The 15,751-nt window shown below is 56.1% G+C and carries 16 protein-coding genes; 4 read left to right on the top strand and 12 right to left on the bottom strand.

Annotation, left to right across the window (positions count from 1 at the left end; genetic code table 11):
- The first annotated feature begins 110 nt into the window (after positions 1 to 110).
- Positions 111 to 962, top strand: coding sequence for an aldo/keto reductase (locus tag SLIT_RS06690; RefSeq protein WP_013029478.1), 852 nt, complete (start codon positions 111 to 113; stop codon positions 960 to 962).
- Between the two features lie 116 nt (positions 963 to 1,078).
- On the opposite strand, the gene gloA is transcribed toward SLIT_RS06690, so the two are convergent.
- Positions 1,079 to 1,465: a lactoylglutathione lyase gene (gloA, locus tag SLIT_RS06685; RefSeq protein WP_013029477.1), complete on the bottom strand. Its 387-nt coding sequence runs from the start codon at positions 1,463 to 1,465 to the stop codon at positions 1,079 to 1,081.
- Between the two features lie 51 nt (positions 1,466 to 1,516).
- Complete coding sequence (locus SLIT_RS06680) at positions 1,517 to 1,744, bottom strand: hypothetical protein (protein WP_223293836.1); 228 nt, start codon at positions 1,742 to 1,744, stop codon at positions 1,517 to 1,519.
- Between the two features lie 232 nt (positions 1,745 to 1,976).
- On the opposite strand from SLIT_RS06680, the gene SLIT_RS06675 reads away from it, so the two are divergent.
- Positions 1,977 to 4,481, top strand: coding sequence for a cation-translocating P-type ATPase (locus tag SLIT_RS06675; protein ID WP_013029475.1), 2,505 nt, complete (start codon positions 1,977 to 1,979; stop codon positions 4,479 to 4,481).
- Between the two features lie 36 nt (positions 4,482 to 4,517).
- On the opposite strand, the gene SLIT_RS06670 is transcribed toward SLIT_RS06675, so the two are convergent.
- Complete coding sequence (locus tag SLIT_RS06670) at positions 4,518 to 5,444, bottom strand: DMT family transporter (RefSeq protein WP_013029474.1); 927 nt, start codon at positions 5,442 to 5,444, stop codon at positions 4,518 to 4,520.
- A gap of 288 nt (positions 5,445 to 5,732) precedes the next feature.
- Between SLIT_RS06670 and SLIT_RS06665 the strand changes: the two genes are divergently transcribed.
- Positions 5,733 to 6,038 (top strand): hypothetical protein, encoded by a 306-nt coding sequence (locus tag SLIT_RS06665; RefSeq protein ID WP_013029473.1) that lies wholly within the window; start codon positions 5,733 to 5,735, stop codon positions 6,036 to 6,038.
- 59 nt (positions 6,039 to 6,097) lie between these two features.
- Here SLIT_RS06665 and SLIT_RS06660 read toward each other — a convergent pair whose 3' ends face one another.
- From SLIT_RS06660 to SLIT_RS06650, 3 genes are read right to left on the bottom strand one after another with little or no spacing between them, the layout of a single operon-like run.
- Entirely contained in the window at positions 6,098 to 6,358 is a 261-nt protein-coding gene (locus tag SLIT_RS06660; RefSeq protein ID WP_013029472.1) for a DUF5062 family protein, read from the bottom strand.
- Between the two features lie 32 nt (positions 6,359 to 6,390).
- A complete protein-coding gene (locus SLIT_RS06655; RefSeq protein WP_013029471.1) occupies positions 6,391 to 7,077 on the bottom strand; it encodes a haloacid dehalogenase type II in 687 nt (228 codons plus the stop codon).
- Positions 7,078 to 7,124: 47 nt separating this feature from the next.
- Positions 7,125 to 7,886 carry a COG4705 family protein gene (locus SLIT_RS06650; RefSeq protein WP_013029470.1) on the bottom strand — a complete coding sequence of 254 codons (762 nt, stop codon included), beginning with the start codon at positions 7,884 to 7,886 and terminating at the stop codon, positions 7,125 to 7,127.
- A 345-nt stretch (positions 7,887 to 8,231) separates the two neighbouring features.
- Between SLIT_RS06650 and SLIT_RS06645 the strand changes: the two genes are divergently transcribed.
- Positions 8,232 to 8,423, top strand: a complete 192-nt coding sequence (locus tag SLIT_RS06645) for a hypothetical protein (RefSeq protein ID WP_013029469.1) — start codon at positions 8,232 to 8,234, stop codon at positions 8,421 to 8,423.
- A gap of 455 nt (positions 8,424 to 8,878) precedes the next feature.
- Here the strand turns inward: SLIT_RS06645 and SLIT_RS06640 are convergent, their stop codons facing one another.
- The 6 genes from SLIT_RS06640 to SLIT_RS15170 all read right to left on the bottom strand — a co-directional run bounded on the left by SLIT_RS06640 (position 8,879) and on the right by SLIT_RS15170 (position 15,700).
- Positions 8,879 to 9,520, bottom strand: a complete 642-nt coding sequence (locus tag SLIT_RS06640; RefSeq protein ID WP_263053161.1) for a DUF599 domain-containing protein — start codon at positions 9,518 to 9,520, stop codon at positions 8,879 to 8,881.
- Between the two features lie 177 nt (positions 9,521 to 9,697).
- Positions 9,698 to 10,651 carry a cation diffusion facilitator family transporter gene (locus SLIT_RS06635; protein WP_013029467.1) on the bottom strand — a complete coding sequence of 318 codons (954 nt, stop codon included), beginning with the start codon at positions 10,649 to 10,651 and terminating at the stop codon, positions 9,698 to 9,700.
- 65 nt (positions 10,652 to 10,716) lie between these two features.
- Positions 10,717 to 12,078, bottom strand: a complete 1,362-nt coding sequence (radA, locus tag SLIT_RS06630) for a DNA repair protein RadA (RefSeq protein ID WP_013029466.1) — start codon at positions 12,076 to 12,078, stop codon at positions 10,717 to 10,719.
- Between the two features lie 103 nt (positions 12,079 to 12,181).
- The gene (locus SLIT_RS06625; RefSeq protein ID WP_013029465.1) at positions 12,182 to 13,576 is read right to left on the bottom strand and encodes an HD domain-containing phosphohydrolase; all 1,395 of its coding nucleotides are present in this window, start codon (positions 13,574 to 13,576) and stop codon (positions 12,182 to 12,184) included.
- Positions 13,577 to 13,593: 17 nt separating this feature from the next.
- Complete coding sequence (locus SLIT_RS06620) at positions 13,594 to 14,049, bottom strand: response regulator (protein ID WP_013029464.1); 456 nt, start codon at positions 14,047 to 14,049, stop codon at positions 13,594 to 13,596.
- Positions 14,042 to 15,700, bottom strand: coding sequence for a sensor histidine kinase (locus SLIT_RS15170; protein ID WP_013029463.1), 1,659 nt, complete (start codon positions 15,698 to 15,700; stop codon positions 14,042 to 14,044). The genes SLIT_RS06620 and SLIT_RS15170 overlap by 8 nt, the downstream gene beginning before the upstream one ends.
- Positions 15,701 to 15,751 lie beyond the last annotated feature (51 nt).

Genomic DNA, 15,751 nt, shown 5'->3' with positions numbered 1-15,751 from the left:
TTCCGCGCCGAGTGGCCGGCCAACTTGTCATCGCGTCCATCGTCAGACCTTGTGTATGAACAATGCGCGATACGCAGTACCATTCTGGCTAGAGCGCAAAGGAGGTAATTATGCAAACAGTAAAATTGAACAATGGCGTCGAAATACCCGTACTGGGCTTTGGCGTTTTTCAAATAAGCAATCCGGCTGAATGTGAACGCGCCGTTCTGGATGCTATAGAAACAGGCTATCGTCACATCGACACCGCTGCCTCATACCAGAATGAAACCCAGGTAGGCAATGGGCTGAGAATGAGCGGCATAGGTCGAGACAAATTATTTGTTACCACCAAATTGTGGCTTCAGGATTCGAACTATGAAGGTGCCAAAGCACAGTTCGAACGATCTTTGAATCGCCTGCAATTAGATTACCTCGATTTATATCTTATCCATCAACCCTATGGAGATGTCCATGGCGCTTGGCGCGCCATGGAGGAATTGCAGGCGGCGGGCAAAGTGCGCGCCATAGGAGTTAGCAATTTCCATCCGGATCGCCTGGCTGATTTGATGGCATTCAATCGCGTCAAGCCGGCAGTCAATCAGGTAGAGGTCAATCCCTTTAACCAGCAATTACACGCAGTACCCTGGATGAAAGCTAAAGGGATACAACCGGAGGCTTGGGCTCCCTTTGCCGAAGGCCGCAATAACCTGTTTGCCAATCCGGTGCTCACTGAAATCGGCAAATACTACGGTAAGTCCGTGGGGCAGGTGGTGTTACGCTGGGTTATTCAACGTGGCGTTGTCGCGCTCTCCAAATCCGTACATAAAGACCGCATGATGGAAAATATCGAAGTCCTGGATTTTGAACTGTCTGACTTCGACATGAACAGGATCACGGCAATGGATACGGCAACAAGTGCATTCTTCTCGCATCGCGATCCGGCGATGGTTGAATGGCTGACCTCACGAAAACTGGATGTGTAGGGCGTGAGAAGTTGAGCACCTGACAACCTCTGCCTAGTTTTAAGCAGACACGTCAGGGGCAGGTTGATCTGATCCGCTATGGCCGAAGACCAGCCATCTTCCGGACAAACCTCTCCTCAAGCCTTCCTGCCGATCAGCTCGATCATGTAGCCGTCCGGATCGCTGACGAATGCAATGATCCTCGTTCCGCCATTCATCGGGCCGGCTTCTCGAACCACTTTTCCGCCAAGTTGCTTGATGCGGTCGCAGGCCGCGTGGACATCATCCACTTCAAGGGCGATATGGCCGTAACCGGTGCCAAGATCGTAGTGGTCGACGCCCCAGTTATAGGTCAGTTCGATCGCCGCCTGCTCGCTTTCGTCACCGTAGCCGAGAAAGGCCAGCGTGAATTTCCCGGCCGGATAATCCTGCTGCCGCAGCAGCTTCATGCCCATGACTTTGGTATAGAAATCGATGGAGCGCTCAAGGTCGCCCGTCCTGATCATCGTGTGCAGTATTCGCATCTGGTTGCTCCTGAATGATGGCAATGATGGCCCGGCGTCGGGCACACAGGCTCAGTATGATTCTGGATAATGGTAATAAAGGACATTGAGATAGCGTGCCACCGCAGTAATGTCATGACTATCCCAACCCAGCCCTGCCAATTTTTGCCAGCGATCCACTTGAGCAGACAGACTCTTGAAGTCTTTGGAAAGTTTCTGGTCGCGCCAATGTATCTTGGTGTTATGGCAGGCTATGCAATGGGTCGAATACAACAGCTCTCCTCGTTGAGGATCTCGCATCGGCTGGGCACCTGCAACTCCGATGCTCCCGATCAAAATGAACAGTACGATGGTAATCAGTCTACAGAACATATGTCCTCCCTCCATGGATGCCGCCTTCCTGCCGAAGTATACGCCCGGGCAAATAACTGAACTACCTGGTATGCAGGAATTCAGGTGAACGCCTTTGATTCGAGTTTGCTATAGTTGAAACGGGCTGCCAACAAACAACGATCGACACACTTGATGTGACATGACCACGACGTTCCCATCAGGCTTGAGCCACGAAGCAGCAAGTGCGCGACTGGCTGCGGAAGGAGCGAACGAGCTTGGCACAGACCAGCGCCGCACCCTGCCGACCATCGCCGGCGAAGTGGCACGCGAGCCGATGTTCCTGCTACTGCTGGGTGCCGGAGCCATCTATCTCGCCATGGGTGACGCACATGAAGCCCTCATCCTGCTCGGCTTCGTCGTCATCATCATGGCCGTCACCATCCTGCAGGAGCGGCGCACCGAAAAAGCCCTTGAAGCGTTGCGCGACCTCTCCAGCCCGCGCGCACTGGTGATCCGCGACGGCGTGCCGAAGCGGATCGCCGGTTGCGAGGTAGTGCGCGACGATATCCTGATCCTGGTCGAAGGCGACCGCGTACCGGCGGATGGCATCGTATTGCAGGCCCACGAACTGGCTGCCGACGAGTCGATGCTGACCGGCGAGTCCGTGGCTGTGGAAAAATTTCCCGAACGCGGCGAAGTCTTTGCCGGAACGCTGATCGTGCGCGGCCAGGGCTTGATGCGTGTCACAGCCATCGGCAGCCGGACCGAACTGGGAAGCATCGGCAAATCGCTGCAGGATATCGTTGCCGAATCTTCGCCGCTGCGCGACGAGATCGCCCTGCTGACCCGGCACCTCGCGCTGATCGGCATCGGTCTGTGCCTCGCTCTGGCGGCGCTTTTCTGGATCTTGCGAGGTGGCTGGCTCGATGCCCTGCTCGCTGGCATCACGCTGGCGATGGGCATTCTGCCGCAGGAATTTCCCGTCATCATGATCGTGTTCCTTGCCTTGGGTGCGCGCCGCATCGCCAATCAGCGCGTGCTGACACGACGACTCAATGCCATCGAAACGCTGGGCGAAACGACCGTGCTGTGCGTAGACAAGACCGGAACATTGACCCAGAACCGCATGGCGGTGACCAGCCTGTCGGTCGGCGGGCAATTTCTGGAAACCGCGGATATTTCAGGCTGCGAACTGCCGGAGACCTATCACGAGTTGCTTGAATACGCGGTGCTCGCCAGCGAGATCGATCCCCATGATCCGATGGAACTGGCTTTCCATGGCTTTGCCCGCGAATATCTGGCCAACACGGAACACCTGCATCCGGACTGGTCGCTGGCACGTGAATATGAGATATCTTCCGAGCTGCTGGCTATGTCGCACCTGTGGCGCAACGATTCCGGCAAGCAGGATATCGTCGCCACCAAGGGAGCGCCGGAGGCCATCGCCGATCTTTGCCACTTGCCGGAGGATGCGCGGTTGCGCATGAGCAGGGACGCGGAGTCGATGGCGGATCGCGGCTTGCGCGTACTGGGCGTGGCCAAGGCGAAGCACAGCATCCACGAAACCTGGCCGGACATCCAGCATGAATTCGAGTTCGAGTTCGTCGGCCTGGCAGGACTCGCCGATCCGCTCCGTCCCGAAGTATCCGGCGCGGTCGCCGAATGCCACCGCGCCGGGATTCGCGTCGTCATGATCACCGGCGACCATCCGCGCACCGCGCGCGCCATCGCCGCCAGTGCCGGTATTGATGGCAGCACATTGCTCACCGGCGACGAACTGGCCAACATGGATGCCGGGGCACTGGCACAGCGCATCTCATCGGTGAACGTCTTCGCCCGCGTAACGCCGCAGCAGAAGCTCGCCATCGTCGAGGCGCTCAAAGCCAATGGCGACATCGTCGCCATGACGGGCGACGGCGTGAACGATGCACCGGCACTGAAAGCGGCCCACATCGGCATCGCCATGGGCAAGCGCGGCACCGACGTCGCGCGCGAAGCGGCGTCGCTGGTGTTGCTGGAAGACGACTTCACTGCCATCGTCGCCGCCATCCGTCTCGGCCGCCGCATCTTCGCCAACCTGCGCCAGGCAGTGGTCTATACGCTGGCCGTACATGTCCCGATCATCGGCCTCTCCATCATCCCGTTGTTCTTCGGCCTGCCGCTGGTGCTGGCACCGATACACATCGCCTTTCTGGAATTGATCATCGACCCCGCCTGCTCGATCGTGTTCGAAGCCGAGGCAGGAAGCCGAAGCCTGATGCAGCAGCCGCCCCGCCCGCATACCGAACACTTGATCGCCACACCCCATCTTCTTGGAGGACTGGCTCAAGGTGTTATGGCCACCCTGTCCATCGCGATCTTCTACATGCTCAGTCTGCGGGCGGGCATCGTTGCCGAAGAAGCGCGCGCATTGGCATTCATCGTGCTGGTTACGGCGAATGCTGCGCTGATCCTTTCCGTTCGCTCCACGCATCGAAACTGGCAACAGATGTTTACCGCTCCCTCGACGGTCGCGCTATGGGTACTCGCCGGCACCTTGTCCGGGCTGGCGCTCATCACCGGCGTCCCCTCCATCGCGCAAGCCTTTGCATTCCAGCCGCCAACGTTGCAGCACTGGCTGGCGGCCTTCGCCAGCGGCATTGGTACAGTGCTGTTGCTCGATGCCGGGAAGATCGGCTTGCGCGCACTGGGTCGCTCAGGCTAAGGAAGCGGATTCAGGCAGCCTATCCTTCCGGCTTGCTTATTTCACTTCGCGCTTGCTGTTCAGGCTGATGACCAGCACACCGGCAAGAACCAGCGACGATCCCGCTATTTGCAACAATGAAATTTCCTCGCCCAGGATCGCATACGCCATGTAGATCGTGCTGACCGGGCCGATGGAACCGATCAGTGACGCGCTGCCCGAGCCGATGCGCCGGATGGCGAAAGACAGCAGGAACACCGGCAGCACTGTGGAAAATATCGCCATGGCGATGGACAGCCCGTACACGTGCCACGACAGGTCGAGCGCACTCAATGGGCGCATCGCGCCGAACTGCAGCAGGCTGGCTGCGCACGCCACCACCATCGCATAGGAGGTGAAGCGCAAGGTGCCGATGCGCGCAATGGCATGCCCCGCACCCACCAGATAGATCGAATAGGAAAGCGTGCTGGCAAACACCAGCGATGCGCCCAGCACGATACCGCCCTCTTTTGCACCCACGTCGTGCAGGAAAACCAGTGCGATCCCGGCATAGCTCAGCAACATCGCCGCCATGACTTTCCTGCCGATGGCGCGTTTGTAGAGCAGCGCCGAGAGGATCACTGTCATGGTCGGATAGAGGAACAGGATCAGGCGTTCAAGTCCGGCAGAGATGTATTGCAAGCCCAGGAAGTCGAGAAAGCTGGAGCAGTAGTAGCCGATCAGGCCCAATCCCAACACCAGCAAACGGTCATGAACATTCAGCGGCGCGGCATGATGCCGCCGCACCCAGATCGCCACACCGATGAAGAACGGCACCGAGAACACCATGCGCAAGGCCAGCAGCGTCACCGCATCCACATTGTCGAGATACGCCAGCTTGACAAGGATGGCCTTGGCCGAAAATCCGACTGCGGCGAGCAGCGCAAAGACGACACCGAGGAACACATCCCGGTGAGCGGAGGTACTGCCTGCAAGATTTGCCATGATGTAAGACCCCAAAGTTCTGGCTATGCGGGTCTCAGGCAGAAGCAACGCGGTCGACCCGCAGTTGCCCGGTTAAACAAATGAAACATTAAAACAGGAACGCGCTGCGGCAGTGGGCTGGCAATACCTGCCACAGTCGCTTGGCGATGATGGTATCGGCAGAGATGGGTTGTTGCGTATGCATGGCGATGGAATATACGGATTCAGTCGTATTCGGTCAAATGCAACGTCGCATAATTGCAGTTTGGCGAGACAAGAATACAATCCAGACATCCAAGCTGAAAGCGAATGATGAATATAGAACTGTACGTCGCCATTATGGCCGGGACTGTGCTGTCGTTCTTCCTGATGGTCAGCGAGATCGTATTGCTCCGCAAACCCTTGTTGAATATCCGATCGAATCTGGCGTACCTCTATCGATCCCGCAGATTTATCCGGTTCTATATGGAGGCATTTCTCATTGCCGTTTTTTTCCTGATCCAGCCATTTATCGTCGGCTTTCTGGTGGTCATGGCTCTCGACAATCTGAATCCGCACTTTTCGGCCTCGGTCTTGCGCGGACTGAGGCAAGGATGGATGGCAATAACCGGGTAGCAATTCCACCTCGAATGATCGGCAGCCTGGGCAGGTTGAAGCGCGTGCCGGGCTCGTGGTTACTTCAGCAACGGATGATCCTCGGGCAACTGCTTCGCATACCAGATCGCCAGTTTGTGGCGCAATGTTTTTTCCGCGACCTGATCTTCCGGCAAGGGTTGGATGACCTTGTCGTGAACCAGCAACCTGTAGATGTATAACAGCCGCTCGCTTGCCGAATCGCCCGGCTCGAACTTGACCACACCGCGCCCCTCGGCATATTTCATGCCCTCGATCAGCGCGGCCTTGAATAAGGCTGCTTCATTCTTCAGTTTATGCATGACTCCCTCCAGCCCGTATCGTTAACGCCTGGTCACTCTGATTTGCCTTCCTGCTCAATCCTTTCAGCCAGGTTCGCCAGGCTATTCACCGTTATCGTCGGTTCTATCCCCCACGGATCGAATATCGCATCGGTAGTGCGCTTGACCCATGCAGCCCGCATGCCGGCAGAGATCGCCCCGATGACATCAAACGGGTTGCTCGATACCAGCCAGGCATCAGCCCCAACGGCACCAGTCCTTCTCAGGAAGTGACTATATACAGCGGGATTCGGTTTGAAGGATTTCATCTCGTCAACGCTGACCACCCCAAGAAAGTAGTCTCTGAGTCCGGCATTCCTGAGCAATGCCTCGACCGCATCGAGACTCCCGTTCGAGAATGCGAACATTCTGAAGCCTGCCTGCCCGGCCAGGGAAAGTCCCGCCTGCACGTCGGAAAATGCCGGCAGCGATCTGTATACCCCCATCAACGCTTCCTTGTCTTTTGCGGAAAGCGGCACCTGGTAATACGAACTGGTGTAATCCAGCGCATTGCTGGTGCATACGGCGAAATTCTCATAATTCTGCATCAGCCCGCGGCGAAAAGAATACTCCAACTGTTTCTCCCGCCAGGTGCGCGAAAAGGCGGCGGCATCCTTGCCTGCATATCTCTCCAGCGCCGATATGACGCCATGTGTATCGATCAGCGTTCCATAGACATCAAATGCAAGCGTGATAGCCATCGGATCCCTCGCAGTCAATTCGTGGATGGAGTCAATCGGAAGTCACCTCAGTGCCCGGTACTTTTCCCGGCGCGCTGCGGAAAAAGCATGATGCAGGCAATGATCATTATGATGAGCGTCGCCGACGCCGAAAAACGACTTAATGCAAGGCCACCGGCACTCAGCGGTTTGTCGAGGAAATCCCCCACCACAGCGCCAAGGGGCCGGGTAAGGATGAACGCCGCCCAGAACAGTAGCGTCCTGTTCAAGTTCGTCCATTTATAGGCTGCCGCCACAATTGCCAAAAGGATGCCGAAGATGATCGCACCTCCTTCGTAGCCAAGCCCGGCCGTATCGGCCGTCCAGTCCCCCAACGCTGTACCCAGAGTCTGGGAAAACATGATGGTCACCCAATAGAACATCTCTTCTTTCGGGGTGCTCACGGTATTGACGGAAACAGATCCGAGTACCCTGTGCCAGATAGCCAATGATGCCATCAGCAGGAAGAACAACAATGTGGCACCGCCGGCATAGCCTATTCCCAGAGACCTGTCGGCAAAATCGGCAAGCGTCGTACCTACGGTCGTCGTGGCAATTATGGTCGCCCAGTACAGGTAAGGGTGAAACAGCTTCGCTTTGACCTGGGCCATCACGGCAACCAGAAAGACTGCTGCGAAGATGACCGTGCCAACAAGATACCCCAGCTGCATCGACATGGACACTGCGTCGCCGCCGGTTTCGCCAAGGGTGGTTGCAGCGATCTTGATGATCCAGAAAGTCAGCGTGACTTCCGGCACCTTGGTCAAAACGTGCTCGATATTCTTGTTCATAAGACAAGCCTCCACCACTCTTGATTCTCCGCTTCCATACATTCATCAAATGAAGCGGACAATCCAACCGATTTCGAATACATCATAACAATTCCCCCCGCCCGGCAATACTGACGTTATAAAAGTTTCACGCCCGCATCATGTGTGACCGTTCTTAAATCATGCTTAAGAGCAATGCAGGAAGTGCGGACGACTCACCGCATTTAACCAATATTTGACATTCAGCCTTGCATCAGACGAAACCGGACAGCAAATTGTTACAATTTACTATAACGGTATTACTGTATATACTGTTTATACGGTTTCGTGATTCGCCGATACCGCAACTCGAAAAGGGTGGCGACAATGAAAGATCAGCAATCATATTCACACGGCCTGCTTCTATCCGTCGAACCAGAGGACATTTCCACGCTTCATCTGGTCGACGAGGAAAGTCATAACGAGTTCAGCTGGCCGGCATATCGAACCAGCACCGAAGGAAAGCGGACATTCCAGATGATTCTCGATTTTCTGAAAATACGCAGCCACCGCAAATGATCGTCTGGGTGCACACTGGGCCGGCAACCCTGGCAATCCACAAGGCTCCCAGCAGGAGCTATGGCATGTCCGCCTGAAACCTGACTGCCAGCCCGACCTTGCCTTCCCGTCCAAGTGGTGACACTATGGACGCACCATACCACCCTCTTCTAGCCGACCCAGACTCATGGTCAGCTAACATGATCGAACACGACTTGGTATGGCAGATTCAGATTCCCTCAACTCAACCAGGAGGTGTTATCGTGATCTCTCTACCATTTTTCTTCATCTTTTCCCCATTCATCGTGCTGTCGCTGATGATCTTGTTTGCGGGTGAGTAGCGCACTGCTAAATTTGAAACTCGTTTTCGCAAGCGACAAATGCAGAACGGCCTGACTTCATGTCAGGCCGTTCTGCATTCTGCGCCTCGGAGAGAAGATTACTGCTTGATGGAATCGGGACCAGATAGATGCTGGTTATACATCGCTGAATTCCAAGGGCGTGATCTCGGGGGCGCGATCTATGCGGTACAAAACCATCAGCATGCCTATGGTCGCAAGCAGCATGAAATGCGGCCCAAACAGCCAGAACACCAGCGGGATCAGATAATAATAGGAACGCATGCCCAGACTGTAGAAGTGACCCGCCCGGTTCAAATGCGCCGCCACATGTGCCGGCGTTATCATTCTGTGATTCAAGCGTAGCGGGATATTGATCATGAAACCCACATGATGGTAGATACGAATACACATTGAAAAAGTATAAAAAGCGACGAACAGGTCGAGCAGCAACAGCAGAAGCTTCACCATCCAGAGTACCGGATTGATCGAACCCACCAAATTCAGCACATGCCAGTGAGCTTCCAGCTTCTCGCCCTGCTCGCTGAGCGTCAGCACGCCAATGATCAGAAGCACGGAAGTCGAGGCAAGAAAAGTGGCCGCCATGGTCGAGTTGCGCAGTGTCTGCACCGCCAGCACGCCATTCTTTTCGTCTTGCATGATGGTCTCCGCCCATGCGGTCCGCACGATCCTATTAACCGACTGCACGGAATATGCCGGGTCGATCTTGATCTTGTGCCGGAGGTAGACGTGGTACGCGACGATCAACAATGCACTCACTATGAAACTGGCAATATCATTCGTTAAAGATGTCAAAAATGTAAAGTTATCCATGGGCAGGTAAACAGAATCTCAGATAGGTAAAATCGTTGGGGATCCGCATCGGGAATATCTCGCAAGCCGTGATTTTAATATCAAATGCGGCACCGTAGAATACTTAATCGTCCCGAACATGCGTCAGTGAACATGTGCAGCATCAGCGTTTGAGTGAAGCACGCAGGCATGACTGGTCGTGCCCTGCTCGACTTGCAGCGTGCTGTGCTGGATGGAGAAGCGTTCCTTCAGCGTACACATGATGTCGTCCATGTAGGCATCGCCGGGATAGCCTTCCGGCATCACCAGATGCACAGTCAGGGCACTTTCTGTCGTGCTCATGCCCCAGATATGCAGATCATGGATATCAGCGACACCGCGGCATTGACGCAGGTAAGACTCCAGACCCGGTGCATCTATATGCGCAGGGACAGCATTCAATGCCAGTTCCAGCGACTCGCGCAGCAGGCCCCAGGTTCCGATCATGATCACCACCACGATCGCCAGGCTAACCAGCGGATCGAGCCAGTACCAACCCGTGAACAGTATTAGCACGCCAGCAACGGCAACACCGAGCGAGACAGCTGCATCGGCCAGCATGTGCAGATAGGCGCCCCGGATGTTCAGGTCGCCCTTGCTGCCCTTGACGAAAAGCCATGCCGACAGGCCATTGATGGCGATTCCCACGCATGCAACCAGGGAGACTGTCAGCCCTGCCACCTCGTGAGGTTGCGAAAAACGTTCCATGGCCTCCAGCGCGATGGCCCCGCACGCCGTCATCAGGAACATGGCATTTGCCAGCGCTGCCAGGATCGACGTGCTGCGCAGTCCGTAAGTAAAGCGCCCGCTCGGGGTTCTGCGCGCGAGGATCGCCGCACCCAATGCCAGCAACAGACCCAGCACATCGGACAGGTTATGGCCGGCATCGGCCATCAGCGCGGTCGAATTGGCAATGAAGCCGTAGGCAAGTTCGACTGCGACAAAAGCCGTGTTCAGTGCGATCGCAACAACGAAAGCGCGTCCATGATTGTTCGGATCACCGTGGTGGTGATGCCCATGCGCGTGTCCGCTGTGATCGTGTGAATGTTGATGTGACATATTATCCGTCTCTTAAGATTTCCAACCGCGCGAAAAGTTTTGTCTCTCGCGGATATCGATATGGCTTAGCGCATCTTCGCTACTGCTTCATCCACCCGCTCCACAGCGATGATCTCCATGTCGTCGATCTTGTGTTTGGGCGCGTTGGCTTTGGGGATGATGGCATGGGTGAAGCCGAGCTTGGCGGCTTCTTTCAGGCGCTCCTGCCCGCGCTGCACGGGTCGCACCTCGCCTGCCAGCCCCACTTCGCCGAACACCACCATCTTTTCCGGCAGCGGCCTGTTGCGCAGCGATGAAACGATCGCGAGCAGGACGGCGAGATCGGCACCCGGTTCGGTGATCTTCACCCCGCCCACGGCATTGATGAACACATCCTGGTCGAAACAGGCGATGCCCGCGTGGCGATGCAGCACTGCCAGCAGCATGGCCAGACGGTTCTGTTCCAGACCGAGAGACAGGCGGCGCGGACTGGGCGAATGCGCCTCGTCGAGCAGCGCCTGTATCTCCACCAGCAATGGCCGCGAGCCTTCCTGGGTGACCATCACGCAGGAACCCGGCACCTGCGTACCATGCTGCGACAGGAACAATGCGGACGGGTTGCTCACTTCGCGCAGCCCCTTTTCGGTCATGGCAAATACACCCAGCTCGTTCACCGCACCGAAGCGGTTCTTGAACGCGCGGATGAGGCGGAAACTGGAATGCGTGTCGCCCTCGAAATACAGCACGGTATCGACGATGTGCTCCAGCACGCGCGGCCCGGCCAGAGCACCCTCCTTGGTGACATGGCCGACGAGGATCATGGTCACCCCAGCGCTCTTTGCGATACGGGTGAGTTGCGCCGCACATTCGCGCACCTGCGCCACCGAGCCAGGTGCACTGGTCAACTGTTCGGAATACACGGTCTGGATGGAATCGATGACCACTACATCCGGCTTTTCATGCGCAACGGTTGCCTGGATCTTCTCCAGCTGTATCTCCGGCAGCAGATGGACTTCGCGTGCGTCCAGCGAAAGCCGCTTGGCCCGCAGCGCGATCTGCTGCGCGGACTCTTCGCCGCTGACGTAGAGGACTTTCTTCGTCGTGGAGAGATGTGCTAGTGCCTGCAGCAACAGGGTGGATTTGCCGATGCCGGGATCGCCGCCGATCAGCACCACCCCACCTTCGACCAGCCCGCCGCCCAGTACGCGGTCGAATTCGGCGATCCCGGTCGGCGTGCGCGACACCTCGCTCGCCTCCACTTCGGCCAGCTGCTGCAATTTTCCGGATGCAGCCAATGCGCTATAGCGATTCTTGCCGGCAGGCGCAGATGCTTCCGCAACCGACTCCACCAGCGTGTTCCATTCGCCGCAGTTCGGGCATTGGCCTTGCCATTTTGGCGATTGCCCGCCGCATTCGGTGCAGCTATAGATCGTTTTTGCCTTTGCCATTCGAATCGATTCAGCACATCTGGAGGAAGGCGGGCAATCTACCAGCATTGCCCCCATTTCGCTACGGTCAGCGGGATGAATAACCGCTCAGCAGAACGCGGTTTTACTTTGATTCAAGGACAAACCTCTTTTCCCTGAACATCGAGATGCAGCTATCCACCACGGCAGGATCGTAAAGCGTGCCACGTTGCCTGGTGATCTCCTCCAGCGCTTCATCCAGGCCCAGACCGGGCCGGTAGGGGCGGTGCGAGGACATCGCCTCCACCACATCGGCCACAGCGATGATCATCGCCTCCAGCATGATCTGATCGGATTTCAGCCCTTGCGGATATCCCGAACCATCCGCTCGCTCATGATGCTGCAAGACCATTTGCGCGATAGGCCATGGAAACTGGATGTCCTTGATGATGTCATAGCCTGTCTTGGGATGGCTCTTGACCAGTTCGTATTCGATAGCATTGAGCCTGCCGGGTTTGCTGAGTATCTCGGCGGGAATGCGTATCTTTCCCAGATCGTGGATGCTGGCTGCCAGATACAGAGCATGTATCCTTTCATCCGTCAGTCCCATTTCACGGGCGATGGCACTGGCTATAATCGCCACCCTTCGCTGGTGGCCGGCAGTGTAAGGATCACGCGCTTCGACTGTGGAGGCGATGGCCTCGATGGTCTGCAAAAGCGTCTGTTGCAGTTTCTCCGCATTGGCGTGGCGTTCCCTCTCAGCCTCTTTGCGATCGGTGATATCTCGGTCGATACCCCGATACCCCCTGAAGACACCCTGAGCATCAAATATCGGTGCCCCGCTGGTTTCCAGAAACACCTCACGGCCATTCTTGTGCTGATTGACGTTCTCCAGAAGCTGGAATTTCTTCCTCTCACTCATGATGGAATTGAACTTCTCCTTGAGCTGCTCTGCTGCCGCTGGTGTCATCAGATCGAACGGAGTCTTGCCGGCCACCTCCTCTGCCGTATAACCCAGCAACTCATACACTTGCGGACTGGAATAAGTGTAAATGCCGCGCTCGTCGACTTCCCATATCCAGTCGCTGGTGGATTCCACCAATGAGCGGAACTTGGCCTCGCTCTCACGCAGCGATTTCTCCGCCGCCTTGCGCGCGCGGATACCCTGCTCCATCGACAGCACATGCTGCACCGCAGATCCAAGACGCGCCAGCCTGTCTTTCAACACGTAGTCCTTGGCTCCGGCATGGATCAGCCCGACCGCCTCGACATCGCTGAGCGCACCGGTGACCATGATCACCGGGATCTCCGGATGGTTGTGCCGCACGAACTCCAGCGCGGACATGCCATTGAAGTCTGGCAGACTGTAATCCGACAGGATGATATCAGGCTGGAATTCATCGAGCGCCCGGATAAATGCATCCCGTGTCTCGACACGCATCAAAGTGAAAGCGATACCCGCCTTGCGCAGTTCACGCTCCTCCAGTTCGGCATCGGTGGGCGTGTCTTCCAGCATCAAGACTTTCAACTGTTGAGTCATTGCTTCCTGCTCCATGATTACTTTGTCGAGACCGGCGGTCGATTCACCAGCAGCCAATAAAGTCCAAGTTCGGATACCGTCTTGGCGAATTCGTCGAATTCCACCGGCTTGCTGATGTAACTGTTGACGCCGAGCTGGTAACTTTCTGCCACATCCCGATCTTCCTTGGAGGATGTCAACACCACGACCGGAATGGTATGCGTGCGTGCATCAGCCTTGACCATGCGCAAGACCTCCATGCCGTCCACTTTAGGCAGACGAAGATCCAGCAAGATGACTTTGGGACCGTTCGCCACTTGGCGATCGGAATATGCTCCTTTTGCAAATATGAAATCCAGCGCTTCAGCGCCATCCTTCACCCATACCAGCTTGTTGGCCAGATTACTTCTCTTCAGTGCCCGGATCGCCAGTTCTGCATCGGTAGGATTGTCCTCCACCAGCAGTATCTCCACTTCTTTCACTGAGTCATCCATTGCCCGTCTCCTTTTTCGGTAAAGCAAAATAGACCGTTGCTCCCACATCGACCTTGCCTTCAGCCCACACCCTGCCGCCATGACGGTTGATGATACGCTTGACGATAGCAAGACCGATTCCGTTGCCTTCGAACTCACTCACAGTATGCAACCGCTGGAACACGCCGAACAGCTTGTTGGCATACTGCATGTCAAAACCGGCGCCGTTATCCCTGACATAACACACAGCTTCTTCACCCTCCATGGATCCACCCACCAAGATACTTGCCATCTTCTTATTGCGGCTGAACTTGATGGCATTGGACAACAGGTTGACGAATACCTGCCGCATCATCACCGGGTCGGCGAACAGGCTGGGCAGCTTGTCCATCTCGAACTTCACTTCGCGATCGGCCCTAACAGGTTTCAACTCCTCCCATACCGCACGCACGAGTTCTTCCGTGTCGATTCTGGCCGGGGTCATCGCCATGTGCCCGGCACGAGAAAAGGCCAGCATGTCGTCGATATACTGCGCCATCTTCCTGGCGTTGTCGCGCACCACATTCAGCTGCCGCATGCCCTCGCCATCAAGCTTTTGCGAATATTCATCCTGCAGAATCCTTGAGAACCCGTCGATCGCACGCAACGGTATACGCAGATCATGCGAGGCCGAATAGGTGAAATTCTCAAGGTCATAGAGTGCGGTCTCAAGTTCTGCAGTACGCTCTGCTACCCGCCGCTCAAGTTCGGAATTCAACCGGGATAGCTCAGCCCTGGCTTCCATGCGCTCAGCTTCAATACGGGCAAAATTGATCTGGGTCTCCGACAGCCAGGCCAGTATGCTGTTCTCCATGCCCTTTGGAGTTTGCATGAGCGATGAAAAATCTCCGCTGCCCATGCGGGCGATGCGGCCTTGCAGTTCATCCACCGAGCAACCCAGCGTGGAATATAAAGCCCGATAAGCGTTCCATAATGCCAGCATCAGAATGGCACCGAATACGATCAGCATCGCTTGTACCAGTGCTGCCGCACTCTCCGCATCCTTGACTGCCTCCAGTGTGCGTCGGTCCACCATCCGGTAAAACTCGCTGATCGGTCGCATGATGTCCGCCTTGGCCCGATGATAGAAAGAGTCGTTCAGCATCAAGGTCGCCTTGAGCCTGTTCGCTTGAGTAGTCGGTTTCGTGGACTCGATTAGCGACATGGCGGCGAATTCGGTCCTGGTCAGTGCGTCAGATTTGGCCTTGGCTTGCGCCAACCTGGAAAATTCCTCTTCGGTGAAACCGGCTTGCCGCATCAGTTCCAGCAGGGAAACCGCCTCGCCATCAGGAAGTGGACGCCGATCGTCATCCAGCACCAGATCCCAGTAGACCCCTTCGTAACCGACGGGACGTGGTCTCCTGCCATCGCGGATATCGAGGATTTCCTGATAGTGCCTCTTGTAAATTGCATCACCCGTAGCCACATAGTAGCGCACCATACGCGTGAGATCGTCAGAAGACTGGCGCAATACGTCAGCAAGAACATAGGATCGATAGCGCAATTCATTGGCATGGTCGATCCGCTTCTCTGCACGAACGTAAAAGGCAAAAACAATGACGAATATGACAAACATGCCTATCGTCAGCAACAGGCTGAGGGAAAATCGGGATAACTGCTTATTGGCAGGCATACTGGCCACCGTCAGCACGATCGTACATTGACATTTACTCTCGAATCAAAA

This window comes from Sideroxydans lithotrophicus ES-1 (genome assembly GCF_000025705.1).
Taxonomy (GTDB): domain Bacteria; phylum Pseudomonadota; class Gammaproteobacteria; order Burkholderiales; family Gallionellaceae; genus Sideroxyarcus; species Sideroxyarcus lithotrophicus.
The sequence above is the reverse complement of the archived record's forward strand: the minus strand, read 5'-3'. Positions and strand labels throughout refer to the sequence as shown.

What these genes read in the sequence shown, in the direction of transcription:
- SLIT_RS06690 (WP_013029478.1), top strand. Translation starts at nt 111, where the DNA reads ATGCAAACAGTAAAATTGAACAATGGCGTCGAAATACCCGTACTGGGC.
- gloA (WP_013029477.1), bottom strand. Translation starts at nt 1,465, where the DNA reads ATGCGAATACTGCACACGATGATCAGGACGGGCGACCTTGAGCGCTCC.
- SLIT_RS06680 (WP_223293836.1), bottom strand. Translation starts at nt 1,744, where the DNA reads ATGCGAGATCCTCAACGAGGAGAGCTGTTGTATTCGACCCATTGCATA.
- SLIT_RS06675 (WP_013029475.1), top strand. Translation starts at nt 1,977, where the DNA reads ATGACCACGACGTTCCCATCAGGCTTGAGCCACGAAGCAGCAAGTGCG.
- SLIT_RS06670 (WP_013029474.1), bottom strand. Translation starts at nt 5,444, where the DNA reads ATGGCAAATCTTGCAGGCAGTACCTCCGCTCACCGGGATGTGTTCCTC.
- SLIT_RS06665 (WP_013029473.1), top strand. Translation starts at nt 5,733, where the DNA reads ATGATGAATATAGAACTGTACGTCGCCATTATGGCCGGGACTGTGCTG.
- SLIT_RS06660 (WP_013029472.1), bottom strand. Translation starts at nt 6,358, where the DNA reads ATGCATAAACTGAAGAATGAAGCAGCCTTATTCAAGGCCGCGCTGATC.
- SLIT_RS06655 (WP_013029471.1), bottom strand. Translation starts at nt 7,077, where the DNA reads ATGGCTATCACGCTTGCATTTGATGTCTATGGAACGCTGATCGATACA.
- SLIT_RS06650 (WP_013029470.1), bottom strand. Translation starts at nt 7,886, where the DNA reads ATGAACAAGAATATCGAGCACGTTTTGACCAAGGTGCCGGAAGTCACG.
- SLIT_RS06645 (WP_013029469.1), top strand. Translation starts at nt 8,232, where the DNA reads ATGAAAGATCAGCAATCATATTCACACGGCCTGCTTCTATCCGTCGAA.
- SLIT_RS06635 (WP_013029467.1), bottom strand. Translation starts at nt 10,651, where the DNA reads ATGTCACATCAACATTCACACGATCACAGCGGACACGCGCATGGGCAT.
- radA (WP_013029466.1), bottom strand. Translation starts at nt 12,078, where the DNA reads ATGGCAAAGGCAAAAACGATCTATAGCTGCACCGAATGCGGCGGGCAA.
- SLIT_RS06625 (WP_013029465.1), bottom strand. Translation starts at nt 13,576, where the DNA reads ATGACTCAACAGTTGAAAGTCTTGATGCTGGAAGACACGCCCACCGAT.
- SLIT_RS06620 (WP_013029464.1), bottom strand. Translation starts at nt 14,049, where the DNA reads ATGGATGACTCAGTGAAAGAAGTGGAGATACTGCTGGTGGAGGACAAT.
- SLIT_RS15170 (WP_013029463.1), bottom strand. Translation starts at nt 15,700, where the DNA reads ATGCCTGCCAATAAGCAGTTATCCCGATTTTCCCTCAGCCTGTTGCTG.